The 17,470-nt window shown below is 26.5% G+C and carries 15 protein-coding genes and 1 rRNA gene; 7 read left to right on the forward strand and 9 right to left on the reverse strand.

Annotation, left to right across the window (positions count from 1 at the left end; genetic code table 11):
• Positions 1 to 132: 132 nt before the first annotated feature.
• A 5S ribosomal RNA gene (rrf, locus tag LXD69_RS11925) occupies positions 133 to 242 on the forward strand.
• A gap of 588 nt (positions 243 to 830) precedes the next feature.
• On the opposite strand, the gene LXD69_RS11930 is transcribed toward rrf, so the two are convergent.
• The 7 genes from LXD69_RS11930 to LXD69_RS11960 form a co-directional block, all read right to left on the reverse strand.
• Positions 831 to 1,034 (reverse strand): hypothetical protein, encoded by a 204-nt coding sequence (locus LXD69_RS11930; RefSeq protein WP_246915587.1) that lies wholly within the window; start codon positions 1,032 to 1,034, stop codon positions 831 to 833.
• A 641-nt stretch (positions 1,035 to 1,675) separates the two neighbouring features.
• A complete protein-coding gene (locus LXD69_RS11935) occupies positions 1,676 to 3,010 on the reverse strand; it encodes a DUF58 domain-containing protein (RefSeq protein WP_200894121.1) in 1,335 nt (444 codons plus the stop codon).
• Positions 3,011 to 3,048: 38 nt separating this feature from the next.
• Positions 3,049 to 4,077, reverse strand: a complete 1,029-nt coding sequence (locus LXD69_RS11940; RefSeq protein WP_045966338.1) for an AAA family ATPase — start codon at positions 4,075 to 4,077, stop codon at positions 3,049 to 3,051.
• 90 nt (positions 4,078 to 4,167) lie between these two features.
• A complete protein-coding gene (locus LXD69_RS11945; RefSeq protein WP_246915588.1) occupies positions 4,168 to 5,346 on the reverse strand; it encodes a DUF4350 domain-containing protein in 1,179 nt (392 codons plus the stop codon).
• A 1-nt stretch (position 5,347) separates the two neighbouring features.
• On the reverse strand, positions 5,348 to 6,124 hold the full coding sequence (locus LXD69_RS11950) for a DUF4129 domain-containing protein (protein ID WP_246915589.1): 777 nt from the start codon (positions 6,122 to 6,124) through the stop codon (positions 5,348 to 5,350).
• Positions 6,114 to 7,052, reverse strand: a complete 939-nt coding sequence (locus LXD69_RS11955) for a hypothetical protein (RefSeq protein WP_045966344.1) — start codon at positions 7,050 to 7,052, stop codon at positions 6,114 to 6,116. The genes LXD69_RS11950 and LXD69_RS11955 overlap by 11 nt, the downstream gene beginning before the upstream one ends.
• Positions 7,053 to 7,055: 3 nt before the next feature.
• Positions 7,056 to 8,018 carry a stage II sporulation protein M gene (locus LXD69_RS11960; RefSeq protein WP_246915590.1) on the reverse strand — a complete coding sequence of 321 codons (963 nt, stop codon included), beginning with the start codon at positions 8,016 to 8,018 and terminating at the stop codon, positions 7,056 to 7,058.
• Positions 8,019 to 8,039: 21 nt separating this feature from the next.
• On the opposite strand from LXD69_RS11960, the gene LXD69_RS11965 reads away from it, so the two are divergent.
• Positions 8,040 to 8,780 (forward strand): RDD family protein, encoded by a 741-nt coding sequence (locus LXD69_RS11965; RefSeq protein WP_045966348.1) that lies wholly within the window; start codon positions 8,040 to 8,042, stop codon positions 8,778 to 8,780.
• Here LXD69_RS11965 and LXD69_RS11970 read toward each other — a convergent pair whose 3' ends face one another.
• Positions 8,781 to 10,577, reverse strand: coding sequence for a gliding motility-associated C-terminal domain-containing protein (locus LXD69_RS11970; protein ID WP_246915591.1), 1,797 nt, complete (start codon positions 10,575 to 10,577; stop codon positions 8,781 to 8,783).
• Positions 10,578 to 10,693: 116 nt separating this feature from the next.
• Here LXD69_RS11970 and LXD69_RS11975 point away from each other — a divergent pair, with 116 nt between their 5' ends.
• Genes LXD69_RS11975 through LXD69_RS11995 form a run of 5 tightly spaced genes read left to right on the forward strand, consistent with a single transcriptional unit; the run spans position 10,694 to position 16,314 of the window.
• Positions 10,694 to 11,641, forward strand: a complete 948-nt coding sequence (locus LXD69_RS11975; protein ID WP_246915592.1) for a FemAB family protein — start codon at positions 10,694 to 10,696, stop codon at positions 11,639 to 11,641.
• Positions 11,638 to 12,735: a DegT/DnrJ/EryC1/StrS family aminotransferase gene (locus tag LXD69_RS11980; protein ID WP_246915593.1), complete on the forward strand. Its 1,098-nt coding sequence runs from the start codon at positions 11,638 to 11,640 to the stop codon at positions 12,733 to 12,735. Before LXD69_RS11975 ends, LXD69_RS11980 begins: the two co-directional genes overlap by 4 nt.
• Before the next feature lies 1 nt (position 12,736).
• Positions 12,737 to 14,035: an O-antigen translocase gene (locus LXD69_RS11985; RefSeq protein WP_246915594.1), complete on the forward strand. Its 1,299-nt coding sequence runs from the start codon at positions 12,737 to 12,739 to the stop codon at positions 14,033 to 14,035.
• Positions 14,022 to 14,975, forward strand: a complete 954-nt coding sequence (locus LXD69_RS11990; RefSeq protein WP_246915595.1) for a glycosyltransferase family 2 protein — start codon at positions 14,022 to 14,024, stop codon at positions 14,973 to 14,975. The genes LXD69_RS11985 and LXD69_RS11990 overlap by 14 nt, the downstream gene beginning before the upstream one ends.
• Entirely contained in the window at positions 14,965 to 16,314 is a 1,350-nt protein-coding gene (locus LXD69_RS11995) for a hypothetical protein (RefSeq protein ID WP_246915596.1), read from the forward strand. The genes LXD69_RS11990 and LXD69_RS11995 overlap by 11 nt, the downstream gene beginning before the upstream one ends.
• Before the next feature lie 6 nt (positions 16,315 to 16,320).
• Here the strand turns inward: LXD69_RS11995 and LXD69_RS12000 are convergent, their stop codons facing one another.
• Complete coding sequence (locus LXD69_RS12000) at positions 16,321 to 17,469, reverse strand: glycosyltransferase family protein (protein WP_246915597.1); 1,149 nt, start codon at positions 17,467 to 17,469, stop codon at positions 16,321 to 16,323.
• Position 17,470: the final 1 nt, after the last annotated feature.

Consider the following 17,470-nt stretch of genomic DNA (forward strand, 5'->3'; position numbering starts at 1 on the left):
GCAAGGCGCAGGGAGAAACTTTCTGTAAAAAATAGATTTTCTTGTCTCAATATGTTAAGATATTATTGTAGTTATTCATTTTGAAAAATAAATGTATATTACAAATAGTTGCCTAAAGCAATTATAACCTCTTAAGGTGGTTATTGCGGTGGGGCTCACCTCTTCCCATTCCGAACAGAGAAGTTAAGCCCACCTGCGCAGATGGTACTGCAATCCTGTGGGAGAGTATGTCGCCGCCTTTCTTTTAAAAACCCTAATCAGTACGATTAGGGTTTTTTTGTTTTTAAAATTTATTGGATATTCGCTATTTTTAAATGATTACTAATATCTTAAGTAGGTACTAGTGCTTATCCTTATTTATTGAATTGATTTATTACTATTTTAAAACTATATTTGTTTTATGCAGTATTTTATAGAAGTCATTTTACCATTAGCTCTCCAAAAGTCTTTTACTTATGAGGTTTCGGACAATTTTTTATAGACCTTATGCCTCTATTTTTAAATTGTTGTTAATTATTTTTTGATACTCTAAAATAGTTAAATTATTTAATAGGTTTGTGTCTTTTTTGGTTATTGCAAAATGTTTCGATATATTGTTTCGCAAGTTCACTACCGGTCTGGTCAAAGATTTATAATTCTGTCTCTTGTTTGGTTTGATAACGATTTTGATAAATTAATTCTACTTTTAATATTTTGAAAAATATTCCTATAACAGCATTATCATAACGATTCCTTTTTCTTGACATGCTTCTGATTATGGATTTATACCTGTTTAATTCTGATGTAAATTCTTCGCATGCATACTGTGTATTCCTCTATCAGAATGAAAATTAATGATTTATTCTTGATTGGACTATATCAAAACGGTTGGTATCTTTTGCTCTCATTGTGTTACTTAATAACCCTTTAAATACTTTCCTGTCAAACAAATCAATAACTAATGTTGAATACAACCAACCTTGACCAGTTCTGATATGAGTGATTGTCTGTACCCAAGCTGTATTCTCTTTAATTACTGTAAACTCTCTATTCAATTTATTTTCTAAAACAGCATATTTATGGGAAGAATTTATAGTTATTTTAAACTTACGTTTTATAATACTTTGTAAATAATTTTTTTTATTAGCTTTCTAACTAATTTTTTGAACGCTTTAAATCCTAACATTTCTACTCTGGTAATAAATTCCTTTTCGATGTTGTTCTTACAACCCATTTATAATAGCTGCTTTTATCGACTTTAAAAACGAAACATATCTTATTGACTGAAAATTCAGATTTATAGAATTAGATAAATTTATATTTTACTTGTCGTTCTTGGAAATCGAAGATTCATGAATTCCAATAAATAAAATGAAAACTTATGAATAAAAGATACCTACTGCCTTTAGTTTAAATTATTTCATTTGTATTTATTTTTTATGGTATTCAATAATTGCTTTGCAGTTTTAAACTGTAAATTCTTCTCTGTTTTTCCATTTTGTAAAGTTACAGCAGAAGGATTTAATTAATTTGTCCACCTAAAGGTAGTAACTCCCACTTATTAGTAATTGTATAGTGGTGTAATATATAAAATATTTTAGCTTATTTATGATAATATCTTTATAAAAAAGAATTAGGAGATTCATTAAAAATATCTGATTGAGTAAATTTGTAATAAATTCTCTGTTTTTTTATATTATAAAATTCCTCTAGCTTTTATCTCTAAATATTTGTTTATTGTATCTAATGTAAGATGTTCAGGTTGAGTTAATACAGAATAAATACCGTATTTTTTAAGTTCATTCACGATTAGTCGTTTTTCAAAAGCAAATTTTTCAGCAATGACTTTATCGTATATTTCCTGTACATTTTCAGCTTTCTTTTGGATAAGTTCGTTTAGTTCAGTATTATTGAAGAAGACTATTACAAGCAGATGATTCTTTGCAATTCCTTTTAAATAGGGAAGTTGTCTATGTAAACCATCAAGTGTTTCAAAATTTGTATATAGCATTATCAAACTTCTATGATTGATATGTTTTTTTATATCTACATATAAACGACTAAAATCGCTTTCAAAGTAATCAGTTTTAATGTTATATAAATTTTCCATGATGTTTTGCATCTGGCTTTGTCTTTTTTCAGCTACTACACGATTTTCTACTTTCTTTGAGAAAGTAAACATTCCAGCTTTGTCTTGCTTTTTGATAATTACATTTGATAAAACCAATGTAGCATTAATAGCATAATCAAGTAAACTTAATCCATTAAATGGCATTTTCATAACACGTCCTTTGTCGATAACCATGTAAACATTTTGAGATTTTTCATCTTGAAATTGGTTTACCATTAATTGATTACGCTTTGCTGTTGCTTTCCAGTTTATTGTACGAATATCATCTCCTTGTACATATTCTTTTATTTGTTCAAATTCCATAGTATGTCCAATTCTTCTAATCTTTTTTAAACCATATTGGAATAAATTATTAGAGAATGCCATTAGATCATATTTACGTAATTGAATATATGATGGATAAGTGGGCACCATTTGATCTTTATTAAAAGTATAGCGCTTAGCAACTAGTTGCAATGGAGATACTGCGTAGAAATTAAGATTTCCAAAGGAATATTCACCACGCTCTGTAGGACGAAGAAAATATTGGTAATTATCATTTGTAGAAGCTTTTATTTTTCGTTTTACTTCAAAATTTCGTTCTTGAAATTGAAATGGAATTTCATCAATAATTTTTGCAAGAATAGGAAATGTATATTTGTTTTTTATTCTGATAATTATTGAATTTTCATCACCATTTGATAATTTTTCGGGTGTAATTCTAGTAGCTTCAATTTTATTTCCAAATCCGAATAACAATAGAATGTCAATAGCTGTAAAGACGATTAATACATATAGTAAATACCAAGCGGCATTGTAAAACATGGGAAAAAAGTATGCAATAGTAAATAGGGTAATTATACCCATGAGGCAATAAAAAAAGAAATTATTGAGATATAGTTGTTTTAAAAGTTGCTTCATTTATCTATTGATTTTTTTATGAATCTATTGAATTCGTTCTATCTAGGAATTTCTACTGAATCAATAATTTGTTTGATAATTTCGGTGCTAGTAATACCTTCCATTTCGCGTTCTGGCGTAACTACAACACGGTGTTGTAATACAGGAATAGCAGCTTCTTTAATATCTTCTGGAGTAACAAAATCTCTATTTTTAAGCGCAGCAAAACCTTTAGAAGCATTTAAAATTGCAATAGAAGCTCTTGGTGATGCTCCAAGGTATAAAAATGGATTTTCACGTGTGTTTAATACAATTTTCGCAATATATTCTACTAAATGCGGTTCTATTAAAATTTGCTTTATTAAAGTTTGAAACGTTAAGATGTTACTTTTTGCAATAACTTGAGCAATTGGAGCTAGCTTGTCATTATTTTGTAAAACGTTCTCTTTCTGAAGAATTTGTATTTCTTCTGATAAATTAGGATAGTCAATGTTTATTTTAAAAAGAAAACGGTCTAATTGTGCTTCTGGTAAACGATAAGTTCCTTCTTGTTCTATAGGATTTTGAGTAGCTATAACAAGAAAAGGTAAATCAAGTTTGTAAGTATGACCGTCAGCAGTAATTTGACGTTCTTCCATAACCTCAAATAAAGCAGCTTGTGTTTTTGCTGGAGCACGATTAATTTCATCGATAAGAACAAAATTAGAGAAAATAGGCCCTTTTTTGAACTCGAAAGATGATTTTGATAAGTCAAAAACGGATGTTCCAATGATATCGGAAGGCATTAAATCGGGTGTGAATTGAATACGACTAAAATCTAAACTTAAAGTTCTTGATAACAATTTTGCAGTTATCGTTTTTGCTACACCAGGAACACCTTCTAGTAATACATGTCCATTAGAAAGAATAGCTACTAATAATTGGTCAACCATTTTAGATTGTCCTACAATTACTTTTGCTATTTCTTCTTTTATATTTGTTATACTTTCCTGAAGCGGTGCTAAATTTAAACGGGTTTGAAAGTTTAGATTATCATTTAAATTTTCGTTTACATTTAGATTTTCGTGTGATTCAAAATTATTTTCCATATATTTTTTCTTGACTTAATTTTATATTATTGAGACATGAGTACAGATTTGTGTTTTTATAATATCTGTAAAGTCTATATTATTCTTGTTTTATATTCCCAATTTTTCAATGGTATTATTAAATTCTAATAGGTCTTTCTCCGTACTTTGTTCTTGGTTTCTATATTTTTTTATTAAACGAACAAGGTTTTCAATTTCAGCTTTACTTTTTCCGGTTTTTTGATGCAAACGATTGATAAAACTTTCATTTAAATCGAATGTGTCAACTAAGTATTCATTTCTTATTTTTTCAAGAAAGAATTTTATTTTTTTATCAATTATATCTTGATGATTTCCTTCTTGATAATACAAGTTCCCAATAGTTTTTGTGAAATCGACTGTTGTATTTCTTAGTGGCTCTTTTATAGGAATAACTCGTTGTCTTCTTTTAGCGTTGAATATCATGAAGATAAAAATACTGATTAAACTAATATACCAAGCCCATTTTAATGCAGGTTGACTTAGCCAATATCTCATAGGAGAACCTACATTATTGCGATTTCCTTCTAAATACCAAAATATTTTTTCATCTTCAATATAAGAAAGTGTTCTTTCTGCATATTTATAATTTTCTTTATGAAGCAGGTAATAATTGGTAAAAGCGGCTGGTTGTGTATGCAAATAAAAATATCCGTTTACATGTGGAATTCTGATGAAGTTTGGAACAGAATCATTATTGCTGTTTTTTTGATAACCTAGTATTTCTACTTTAGTAGAATCGTATTCTTTAAAATAAACATCATTTACGCCTTTTAAGTACTTGTATTTTTCTTTGTTGTTTAACGAAAATTGTAATGTGTCAGCATAATTATTGGCATAACCATAGTCGAAATGTAAAGTATCTCTAATAGCTCTAGAAAAATCACTAGCACTTATAAATATTGAATTACCATGAGAAGCAAAATATAGTAGTTCATGTGCTGATTCATTATCAATATCACAATTCTCATTTATATATAAAATAGTTCCTTTTGTATTATAAGTACTATCTGTATAGGTATATTTTGGATCTAAAAACTCATATGGAGTAACACCAAATTTTTCTATTTTTTGCCCCTTAAATAAATTATCTATTTCATTGTCTAAAACATAAAGCCCATAAGGAATTTTGTCTTTAACACTATAAGTTGGTGCCCAATTTACTGGTTTTGGTCGGTTTGCATCAATAACTATTACTCCTATAAAAATAAGGACTAATATGAAGATGTATATTTTTATACTTTTTGGCATTTTACTTTTCTTGTATTGCTTTTAAAAATACGGTTTCAGCTTTTAAGAAATCGGGTTCATTAATTTCAAATTCTCCATACCAACTGTAATCGTAGATATATGAGAGGTATTTGAAATTTTCTTTTGTATTTTGAGATTTTAGTTCAGATAAATAATCTGAGTTTGTTTTTTCAATATCCCATTCAATTAGCTCTTTATCAGAATATGATTTTAATAACCATAAATAGTAATATCTAATAGTAAGTCGATAATCTTTTTCTTGTTTTGATTTTTTTATAATCTCATTAAAATTGATAGAATGAATGTTTTCTTCTACCAATTCTGAAACAGTAATTTTTTTATTTTTTTTACCAAATATCCATTGTCCTTCTTTGTTAATAATAACTTTAACAATCATGTAAATAACAAAACCAATAATGATAAAAGCAATAATTTTCATAATTATTTCTAATCCAGATATAGAACGTCCTAAACTTCCAAAATCAAATAATCGTTCAAAGAAATTTTTGATTGCTCTCCAAAAGCGTTCCCATGCTGTTAGCTCTTTATTATCAATTACAGTTTCATATATAAATTCATCATCAGTATATTTTTTTTGAAAATTTGGATCAAATGTTTTTGGAGTAATGATGTAGTTTTCAGTAGAATATAATGAATCTTGATATTCAGAATAAATTTCTTCTTCAAGAGTTGAATTTGAAGAAACTGTTATTGTATCGGATTGTGAAAACCCAATGCATGATAAAAAAAGGATAAAAAGAAATTGTTTATTCGCCATCTTTACCTATTAAATCTATATCACTTTTAATACTATTATTTTCTTCTTCCTCTTTTACACTATAATAGATTATTCCTTGATTAACGAAGATTAAATTTTGGAGAGTGTAATTTAATATTATTGAAATAACCATAACTGCTGATAAAACAACACTCATTGTAGTAAAAGTTTGATTGGTATTGCTAGCATCTATATCTGTAAACATACTCGCTAGAAAAATGCTATATGGAATGAAAGTAATGATTCCTACAACTACTTGAACTATGATATACATAATTACTGTAGAACCTACTATAGGCCAAAATTTCTTTTTGATTATTTCAAAGGCATTTCCTAATGATTGAAAATAGCCATTTTCTGTTGAGATGTAGTCGTAGTAACTTAATATCATCCAACTCATAATAGTAGGGATGAATATGAATAATAGTGGAATTCCTATTATAATAAATACTAGTAAAAACATTAAAAAACCAAGAATGATTAATAATGGAATGAATATTACAATAGAAGCAAGGAAAAAAATGATGGTTCTTCCTAATTTCAATTTCATTATTTTTAGAATGTTTTCCGTTGTAGTTTCTGTTCTACTTTCAACTAATTTTAAGTAACTTACAGGATAAGTATAATTAACAATGCTAACCAATAATATGGTAATAATTAAGAGAATTCCTAGTCCCATAAAAACCCACATATTATTAAACATGTGATTCATAAGACCATTTGGGTTATTGTCTCCTATAGTTATAGTTGAAAAAATCCCTTCGAAATATACTTTCGTTAGGAAATAAAGCGATATTACCAATAATAGTAGTAATGGACCATTTATGATGAAATAATTTTTGAAATAGTTTTTCCCATGTAATTTTAAAAACTCAAACGTATCGCTTACAAGTTCTCCAAAATTTCTTTTTTTATATAATTGAAACATAAATTAGTTCTTTATTTTTTTATTTACAATGAAAGGATATACTAAATAGTAAAAGCTAATCATTGCTAATGTGATTAATATTATACCAATACTTAATGGTTTTGGCATGTCTATAGAATAACGAGTAATATAACCTTCTAAAAAACCAGCCATTATGGTAAAAGGCATAGTACTTAAAAATATTTTGAAGGAGTTTTGAAACCCAATTTTAAAAGAATTCAATCTAGAAAAAGTTTTAGGAAACAGAATACTAGCACCTAATGCAAAGCCAGCGCCAGCTTCTATAACCATAGCAAAAATTTCCATTGAGCCATGAATCCAAATTCCTCGAACACTTTCCCAAAAAACACCTTCTTGGTAAAAAAAGTATTGAAATGAACCTAACATAATACAGTTTTGAATGAGTACCCAAAAAGTACCAATTCCAAAGAATATTCCATAAAAGTAAGACATTGCACCTACTTTTAGATTATTTAGTGTAATACCAATAAAACTTCCCCAATTACTACCACTTTTATAAACAGCAACAGGGTTTCCGTCTTTTATGTTTTCTAATGTCATGTTAACATAACCATCTCCTAAAATAAGTCTTACAAATGAATCATCGTTCTTTGCAGAGATTACTCCTATTGAAGTAAGTAAAGTAAAGAGAATAAAAGCGTATAAAATATATCTTCTGTATGAATATACAATTAAAGGCACTTCCGTTTTAAAGAAATATACCAATCGATTCGTATCTTCTCTTTTCGTTTTATAAATTTTTTGATAGGTTTGTGAAGCTAAGTAATTTAAATACACAACTGTCTTACTTTTAGTGTAGTAAGTCTGTGCGTATGCTAAATCATTTACCAAATGAATATATAAACTTGCTAATTCATCAGGATTTTTCTTAGATTTACCGAAAATTGCTTGTTCAAAATCAAGCCATTTTTCTTTATTTTGTTTTATAAATGCTACTTCTCTCATGAAGTGCTAAAATAAAAAATTATGTCACAATTAGCTATAACAACAACACAAAATGTTACGATAAATTTTACAGCCGCTTCTGTAGGAGATAGATTACTAGGGCAACTTCTTGATACACTGGTTAAAGCCGCTTATATTATTGCTGTGTATTTTGTTATAAATGTATTCGATTTAGATCGTTTTTTTAGAGGAATGGATCAATGGTCTATAATGGGAATATTCTCTATTATAGGTTTACCAATAATGTTTTATTCATTAATTCAAGAAAGTTTATGGGAAGGACAAACCATAGCAAAAAAACTTTTAAAGATGAAAGTAATTAAAATTGATGGTTATCAAGCAGGTTTTGGAGATTATTTGGTACGATGGTTATTTCGTTTAATTGAAGTCTTAATTGGTAGTGGCGTTATAGGTTTAATAGCGATTGTTACAAGTAATAAAAACCAGAGGTTAGGAGATATGGCAGCAGGAACAGCTGTTATTTCATTAAAAAATAATATAAATATTAATCATACTATTTTACAAGAAGTTAATAATGATTATGTTCCAGTTTATCCATTAGTTATTAAATTATCCGATAATGATGTTAGGATTATTAAAGAAACTTTTGAAACTGCTATAAAAACAAGAGATTATGCTACATTAATAAAACTTAGAGAAAAAGTAATTGCTGTAACAGGAATTAAAAATCAATCAGGAAATGATCAAGATTTTATTAGAACATTAATGAAAGATTATAATTATTATACACAAAATATGTAATTATCGAGTTAAGTATAAATAACCATTTAAAGGCTCAGGATAGCTAGGATCATTTAGATATAGAATATAAAAATAAGTTCCTTCTGGTACTAATTTTGAACCAATTCCTTCCTGAACATAACCATTCCAATTTGGTTTGTTGTTATTTCCAGTCCAAAGGTGTTTTCCCCAACGGTTGTATATTTCTAACCTGAAATTCACAAAAATATCTCTTAAACCATCTATAAAAAAAGAATCATTTAGAGTATCATTATTAGCAGAAACAGCATTGTAAACTGTTGGTGGACAGTTTTTTGTTTGTAAAAAGAAAGAAGTTATAGCAAAACAATTGTCATCTTCAATTCTAATGAAAATTTCTTTTGGAGAAGTAATAACTTCATAATTTGTAGTATTAAAAATCGGATTTACCTCATTAAAAGCATCATCATAGTTTTCATAAAATGTAGCCGTTTGAGAAGGATTCGTTTTTACCTGATATTCATAATTTGAAAAATCAAAAACACCTCTTGTTAATCCTAAATTACAGCTAATAACAGGTTCTAAAATATTAAATTCAGGAGAAACTAAAAGTTGGATAGCAATCGTGTTTGAATTATTGGATTCAACTAATTCAGTTACTATTCCTGAATTGTTTCCTATATCATCAACAACAGCAGTTAGGTTAAAATTTGTCGGAATATTGCTTGGAATAGTAAGAATAGCATTTCCAGATTCACTTTCTCCAATAGGAATTGTGTTTTGAGTTTGAGAAGTGCCAACTAAAACTCCATCTACATAAAAAGCGATAGGAGTATTGGCTTGTAAAATATCAGTACTATTCACATTATAAACAGTAAAACGAACAGGTAGTTCTCTAATATTACAAGCTAATTGATAATCATCTATTTGGATAGTAGCGTCTGGTAATTGACTATTTAATTTGGTTACAATAGCATTAATCATAACATAATCTCGTCCAGAAGTTAATTCAATAGTAGCATTTGTATCTCCTATAGCAATATTATTTTGAATGCCATAGATATCTAAATCCATATTATAAAGTTCATTAGAATTGGTAATTGAATTAGTACCATTGAAAGCATTATTAGCAGGATTAAGAGGAGGATTACTAAGAATAGTACCATTTATTCTCAATGTTTCATTTATAGCTAATCCAGAATCTCCTTCCCATGCTAAAAAACCTATTTTTGCATCTTGATTATCAATTACATTTAAAGCATCTAAATTAACAGAAAGTGAGTTTTGAGTTTGGGAAACAACTTGCAATCCATCATAAATATTTAGCTGATTCAAAGGAAGTGAACTGTTTTTATAAACGATTATTAAAGCCCATCCTGCGAAATTAGTTTTATTCTGAAAATGTAAACTAATAAAATTAGATACGTCTAAGTCTGAAACAGTATAAGTATTATTTCCTGTAGCTTGAACTTGAGAAGTAACATCTGCAAATGCACTAAAAAAATGAAATTGATTATATAAAATATTTGAAAAAGTTCTTTCGGGAACGACATCAACATCGTTTAGCTTTATATCAAAATCTCCTGTTCCGCATCCAGCCCAATATAAATAAGCACGTTCTATAATATCGTTCGAATTTAAATTTAAAGTGGCAGATGAACTAGTTAAAACACTCGGTGTAGTTTGAAAGGAATTTTCTTGAGAATTTAAAGTGTTCCCTATAAATGTAAAATCATATCGACCATTGATTTGAGTATACAAAGAAATATCTTGTCCAATAGTTAATATAGGAAATAATATAAAAAAGAAGTAACTATAGAGATTACTTTTAGGATTCATTTTTAATGTATTGGGGAATAATCAATGTCCAATATAATAAATTATTTGATAAAAAGTTACAGATAGACTATACAACAGTTAAAAAATTAGTAATTTTCGGGACTAATTCCATTTTTTTGAAAACATATTCCGTTAATAAATACACAAAGGGTTATTATAACGTTTGGAATAATTTTATTTCAGATGCTAAAAATGCTACATTTCTATTTCATAGAGATTATATGGAATATCATAGTGATAGATTTGAGGATTATTCACTTTTAATTTTTGATAAAAAAGATAATTTGAAAGCAATTTTACCTGCAAACAGAGTAGGAAATATTCTTTATTCACATCAAGGACTAACTTATGGAGGATTAGTATTAGAAAAGTTTGTTAAATACAACGAAGTTGATTCTTATTTTAATTCCATTTTTACTTTTTTGAAACAAAATGAATTTGATGAGTTGGTATATAAACCAATTAATATTTTTTATCAAATTAATAAATCGGAAGAGTATCTGTTTTCTTTTTTCAAGAAAAATGCTGTTTTGATGAAAAGAGAATTAAATTTATGTATACCATTTAAAGACGATTTTAGAATTTCTAAAAGCAAATTAAAACATTATAGAAAAAATTTAAAATTAAATTTAGAAGTAGAATCAACAGGTGATTTTTCCACTTTTTGGAATGAAGTTTTAATACCAAGATTAAAAGAGAAACACAATACCAAACCAGTACATAGTATTGAAGAAATACAATATTTAGCAAATAAGTTTCCAAATAATATTTTCCAATATAACGTTTTCTATGAAGGTGAAATAATAGCAGGACTTACTATTTTTAAGTTTGAAAAGGTATTAAAATCGCAATATGGAGCAACAACTTTATTAGGAGAAAAACTAAGAGCCTTAGATTTTCTATATTTTAAACTTATAGAAAAATATAAAGAAGAATTTGATTTTTTTGATATGGGAACATGTACTGAAACTAATGATTTAGGGTATAATGAAGGCTTATTAATGCAAAAAGAAGAATTAGGATGTTCTCTGTTTAATCAAGATACATATAAAATTAAATTATGATAAAATTCCTTGATTTACATAAATTAAACAAACCTTTTGAGATTGCATTTCAAGAAAAAATGAAGCAATTCTTAGATTCAGGCTGGTACATTCTTGGAAATGAAGTGAAATCATTCGAATCTAATTTTGCAACTTATTGTGGAACAAAATATTGTATAGGTGTAGGAAATGGATTAGATGCTTTAGTATTGATTTTTAAAGCGTATATTCAATTAGGAAAATTACAAAAAGGAGATGAGGTTATTATTCCATCTAATACCTATATTGCTAGTATTTTAGCAATTCTTCAAGCCGATTTAATACCTGTTTTAGTAGAACCTAAATTGGAAACCTACAATTTGAATCCAGATTTAATTCAGACAAAAATAACTAATAGGACAAAAGCCATTTTAGCTGTTCATTTATATGGACAATTAGCCGAAATGAATCAGATAAATAAAATTGCAAAAAAAAATAATTTGTTAGTTATAGAAGATGCAGCACAAGCACATGGAGCTATTTTAGAAAGTAAGAAAGCAGGAAACTTAGCAAATGCTGCTGGATTTAGTTTTTATCCAGGAAAAAATTTAGGAGCTTTAGGTGATGCAGGAGCAATTACAACCAATGATAATGTATTGGCAGAAGTGCTTTTTTCTATGCGAAATTATGGTTCTAAAGTAAAGTATGAAAATGAAAGAATAGGAACAAATTCTAGGCTTGATGAATTACAAGCTTCATTTTTAAATGTGAAATTAGCTCATTTAGATAATGAAAACGAAAAAAGAAGGCATATAGCAAAACGGTATCTTTCAGAAATTAAAAATAATGAAATAATTCTTCCTTTTTGGAATGAAAGTGAAAATCATGTTTTTCATTTGTTTGTTATTCGAACAAAAAATAGAGATAGGTTAGCCAAATATTTAAAAGAAAATAAAATTGAAACCATGATTCATTATCCTATAGCTCCACATAAACAAGAAGCTTTAAAGTATATGAATAATATGAGTTTCCCTATTTCAGAGAAAATTCATAATGAAGTTTTAAGTATTCCTTTGAATTCTGGTTTAAATTGTGGTGAAATAGATAGAATAGTTTTAATTTTAAATTCTTATTAGTTTGTTTCTTTTAAAAAAAATATTTAGTAATCAGTTAATAAAAGTTGCATCTTTAAATAGCATCAGTATCTTTATTAGAGTATTGACAGGAATAATTTCTTCAAAGGCAATTGCTTATTTTATAGGAGCGTCAGGAATGGCTTTGATGGGGAATTTTAGAAATTTTATTAGTTCTATAGAATCAATAGGCATATTAGGTTTAAATAATGGAATAATAAAAACTGTAGCTGAAAAATCAAATGATAGGGAGGAAATTTATCCTCTTATAACGACTATTTTGTATTTTGTCTTCTTTTTAGGTACCATTATTGGGATTGTAATATTTGTATTTTCAAACAAAATCAGTAATTATTTGTTTAATACGATAGAATATAGTATTGTTATTCAGATTTTAGCAATTCTATTACCTTTTCAAATTATAAATACGGTACTAATCATAATTTTAAACGGACTAAGAACTTATAAAAAAGTAATTATATTAACAATATTAACATATTTGATAGGAGTAATACTTTCAGTATATCTAATGTGGAATTTCAAAGTTTTAGGAGCATTGTTTTCAGTTTCTATTTTGTCAATAATCGTGTTTTTTATAACACTGTATTTTTTTAGTAAGGAAATTTCAATTAAGCGTATACTAAATTTCAAAAAGTTTAAAATAGAATTAATCTATAAAATTCTGCCATTAGGGATGATGACATTGTTTTCTGCGGTTATTGTACCAATAATATATATAAATATTCGAAAATATATAATTCAATTTGATTCTTTGGAAGCAGCGGGCTATTATGAGTCTATGAACAGGATATCAGGATTTTATATGATATTTATAACGACATTGATTAACTTGTATTTTCTTCCAGAATTATCAAAAGCAGAAACAGTAAAAGAAACTAAAAGTATTTTTATACAATATTATAAGCATATTATTCCAATTTTTACTTTAGGTTTGATTTTTATTTTTTTTACGAGAAATTGTATAGTAAAATTGTTACTGACTAGTGATTTTTTACCAGTTAATAAACTTTTTATTTGGCAATTATTAGGAGATTTATTTCGATCTTTATCATTAATATTAGGAATTCAATTTTTCGCTAAAAAGATGATTAAACCTTATTTTATAATTGAATTTTTTTCGTTAGTAATTCTAATAATATCAAGTTATTTTTGTATTCGTTTATTTAGAGTTGAAGGAGCAGTAATTTCTTATGCAATAACATATTTTATTTACTTTATAGTTTTAGTTTTTTTCTTTAAAAAATATCTTCAAATTAATACACAATTAAATGAGAAAAGATAATATTGTAGATATTTCTATACTTGTACCTCTCTATAATGAAGAACAGGTTTTTAGCATATTAATAGAAAGAATAAAAAAGACTATTGATAAAGTCAAATTTTCTTGTAATGTTTATTTAATAGATGATGGAAGTTTTGATAATACTGCATTTTTAATTGAAGAGATTTGTAAACAAGATAGCCGTTTTATAGGAGTACTTCTCTCTCGAAATTTTGGGCATCAATATGCGGTTTCAGCAGGATTAAGTGTTTGTAATGCTAAAAGTGGAATAATGATTATAGATGGAGATTTGCAAGATCCACCAGAATTAATATCTGATTTTTATGATTTACTAAAAAAAGGGAATGATGTAATTTATGCAGTTAGAAAAAAAAGAAAAGAATCTTTTTTAAAAAGGATTATGTATAAGTTGTATTACAGATTGCAACGAAAAATCTCTAATTTTAATATACCTATTGATTCAGGAGACTTTTCTATGTTAAGTAGGAGAGTTGTAGATAGTTTTAATAAGATGCCTGAAAAAGATGTTTATTTTAGAGGAATGAGAGCTTGGATAGGATTTAAACAAATTGCATTTGAATATGAAAGAGACGAAAGATTTGCAGGAGAAACAAAATACACATGGAAGAAATTGTTTGAATTAGCCTTTAAAGGAATATTTAATTTTAGTGACTTTCCAATACGCTTTATAACAAGATTAGGTGTTTTAAGTATTCTAATTTCATTAGTATATTTTCTGTATAATTTATATAGAAAGATATTTTTTAATGATATTCCTCAAGGATTTACAGCGACAATTTTAGCTATTATCTTATTCAGTGGTGTGCAATTATTGTCTTTAGGAATTATTGGCGAATATGTATTAAGAATTTTTAAACAAGTACAGAATAGACCTCTTTTTATAATTGATAAAATAATTAATAAAGAAAATGAAGATTGAAATAAATAAATTTATAAATTTTTTGATAAAAAAACCAATTAGAAATATATTGATTATTGGTGCTTTATTAAGATTAATGATTTTTCTAGTTTTTTACACTTCAATTTCAATATATACTGATACTGAGGGTTATACTGAATTAGCTAAAATAATTTCATCTTTAAGTTTAGAAGGATATCATGGATTACGTTCTCCAGGATATCCAATTTTAATTTCGTTAGCGAATCAAAACTTACATATTGTTGTTTTATTTCAATTTATATTAGGATTAATATCAACAGTTTTGTGGTATAGAACAATTATAAATTTAAATTTTTCAATTAAACATAGTTTCATAATTACTATTTTTATTAGTAGTTTCTTAAATGTTTTTTTCTTCGAGACTTCTATTTTAGTAGAAACTTTAGTTTTATTTTTTATTACATTGATTATTTATCACTTTTCTAAAGGATCTTTTAATAAATTTACATTTAGAAATTACTTTTATCTAAGTTTTTTATTTGGTTTTTTAGTGCTCGTTAAGCCTTTCTATGCTTATTTATCTTTTCTATTTACTTTGTTTGTTCTAATGCAGAGATTTACATTTAAACGTTTTTTTTACGGTCTAATATTAGTTTCTTGTTCATTAATCTCTTATTTTGGATGGTGCTACGTCAATAAAATTAATACTGGATATTTTGCACCTACATCATATTATGGATTGACTAATGCTCAAACTTGTGTTTATTTTGCAGAAAATACGCCTAGTGAATGGGACTGGATTTCAAAACCCTATGTTGAATACAGAGAAATGGCCATAAGAGAGAATAAAGATGTAGCAATGTCAATATGGTTTGCGTATGAAGATGATGCTTATAAAAAATATAATATAACATTTCATGAATTATCATTTGAATTAGGAAAATTTGCGAAAGTTGCTATAAAAGAAAACCCAAAAGAATATATTTATCAAGTTGTATGTAGATCTTGGCTTGATTTCTGGAAACCTGCAATGTATTGGAATTATGATAATTTTAATTTTAAATATGCAAATAAAATTTTTATTGGTATTTGGTATATCCAGTATGGAATTCTAATTCTTTTTGAACTCTTCTTTTTCTTTCTATTAATATTCCATGTTTTAAATTTTTTTAATACTAAAATGATTACTACAGAATTAATACTTAGTGTTATTGTTTTTTCAACTTCTGTTTTACAAGCAATAGTAACTTATGGAACAAATGACAGGTATAGTTTTCCTTTCGAATTTATAATAATTATAGTTGTTTTGTTATTTTTTAAACAGAATAATTGGTTCTTAAAAAAGACACTATCCAAAAATGGTGTTTTAAAAAATTAGGTTGGTTTAATTTATAGAGTTAAAGATATTTAAATAACGATCAGCAATAAGTTTATAGTTATGTTCTTTGTTTATAAAGTGTCTAGCATTTTTCGAAATTCTAATCATTTTTTCAGGATTCTCAATTAATAATGATAGTTTGTTTGAAATGTTTTTTTCACATGGTAATGCATTGATACATACTTCATCTTCGTCTAAGTTGTAAAAATTTAAAAATTCAGTTTCAGCTCCTGTAAAAACAATTTTTCCTTTGGCCATTGCCTCTAGTGCATTATAACCCTGGTCGTAAGCATATACTTGATCTAATAAAATATGAGCGGAATTATATTTTTCAATATATTCATTATAAGGAAGGTCTTCTGAAATTATAATTTCTATTTTATCTTTATATTTTTGTTTTACAATCTTTAAAGCTTTTTCAAAATAAATGATTCCTTTTTTTATATAATTTCCTCTATTAATACCTAGAAAGATAATTGTCTTCTCTCTATTTTCTAAATTTATATATTGAATTCTATCAGTGTTAATTGGATTTGGAATAAAATTTATAGTATAATTCATTTTTTCCATTGGAATTTTATAATCAATATCAGAACAAATTAAGACTTGACAATTTTGTATTAACCAATTGAATACTTTACGATAATTATTTTTACTATATTTTAAAGAGTAATGAAATTTATCTTTTTTAGTAGGATCTTTAAAATAAGGGGTTAGAATAGAATATTTTAATTCTTTTTTTAATAAATAATCTATTACAGGTGTTTCATCTCCACAAACTAAAAGACTTCTCTTTTTTACTTTTTTAAATAATTTTTTGTATAAAAATTGACTACAAAATGGAAAAGTTTCTATTGCATTAGAATTAATTAATTGAACATGGTCGAAATTATTTAATTTTGTTAACAAGTAATAAAAACGAATTGCTGTTTCAAATTCACTTAAATCAACTTTGAAGAAAATGTGAAAAATATGTTTTATTTTTTTAAATATCCAAAATCGATTGAAAAAATAAGGATATATAGAATAATCAATATTATATTTTTTAAAATGATCTCCTGTGCCTAATATTTTTACTTTATGTCCTTTTGCTATTAATCCTTCTTTTAAAGAATTATGAAGATTACTGTATTCACCAAGTAGAAGGATATTCATT

It is taken from the genome of Flavobacterium sediminilitoris, from assembly GCF_023008245.1.
Lineage (GTDB): Bacteria > Bacteroidota > Bacteroidia > Flavobacteriales > Flavobacteriaceae > Flavobacterium > Flavobacterium sediminilitoris.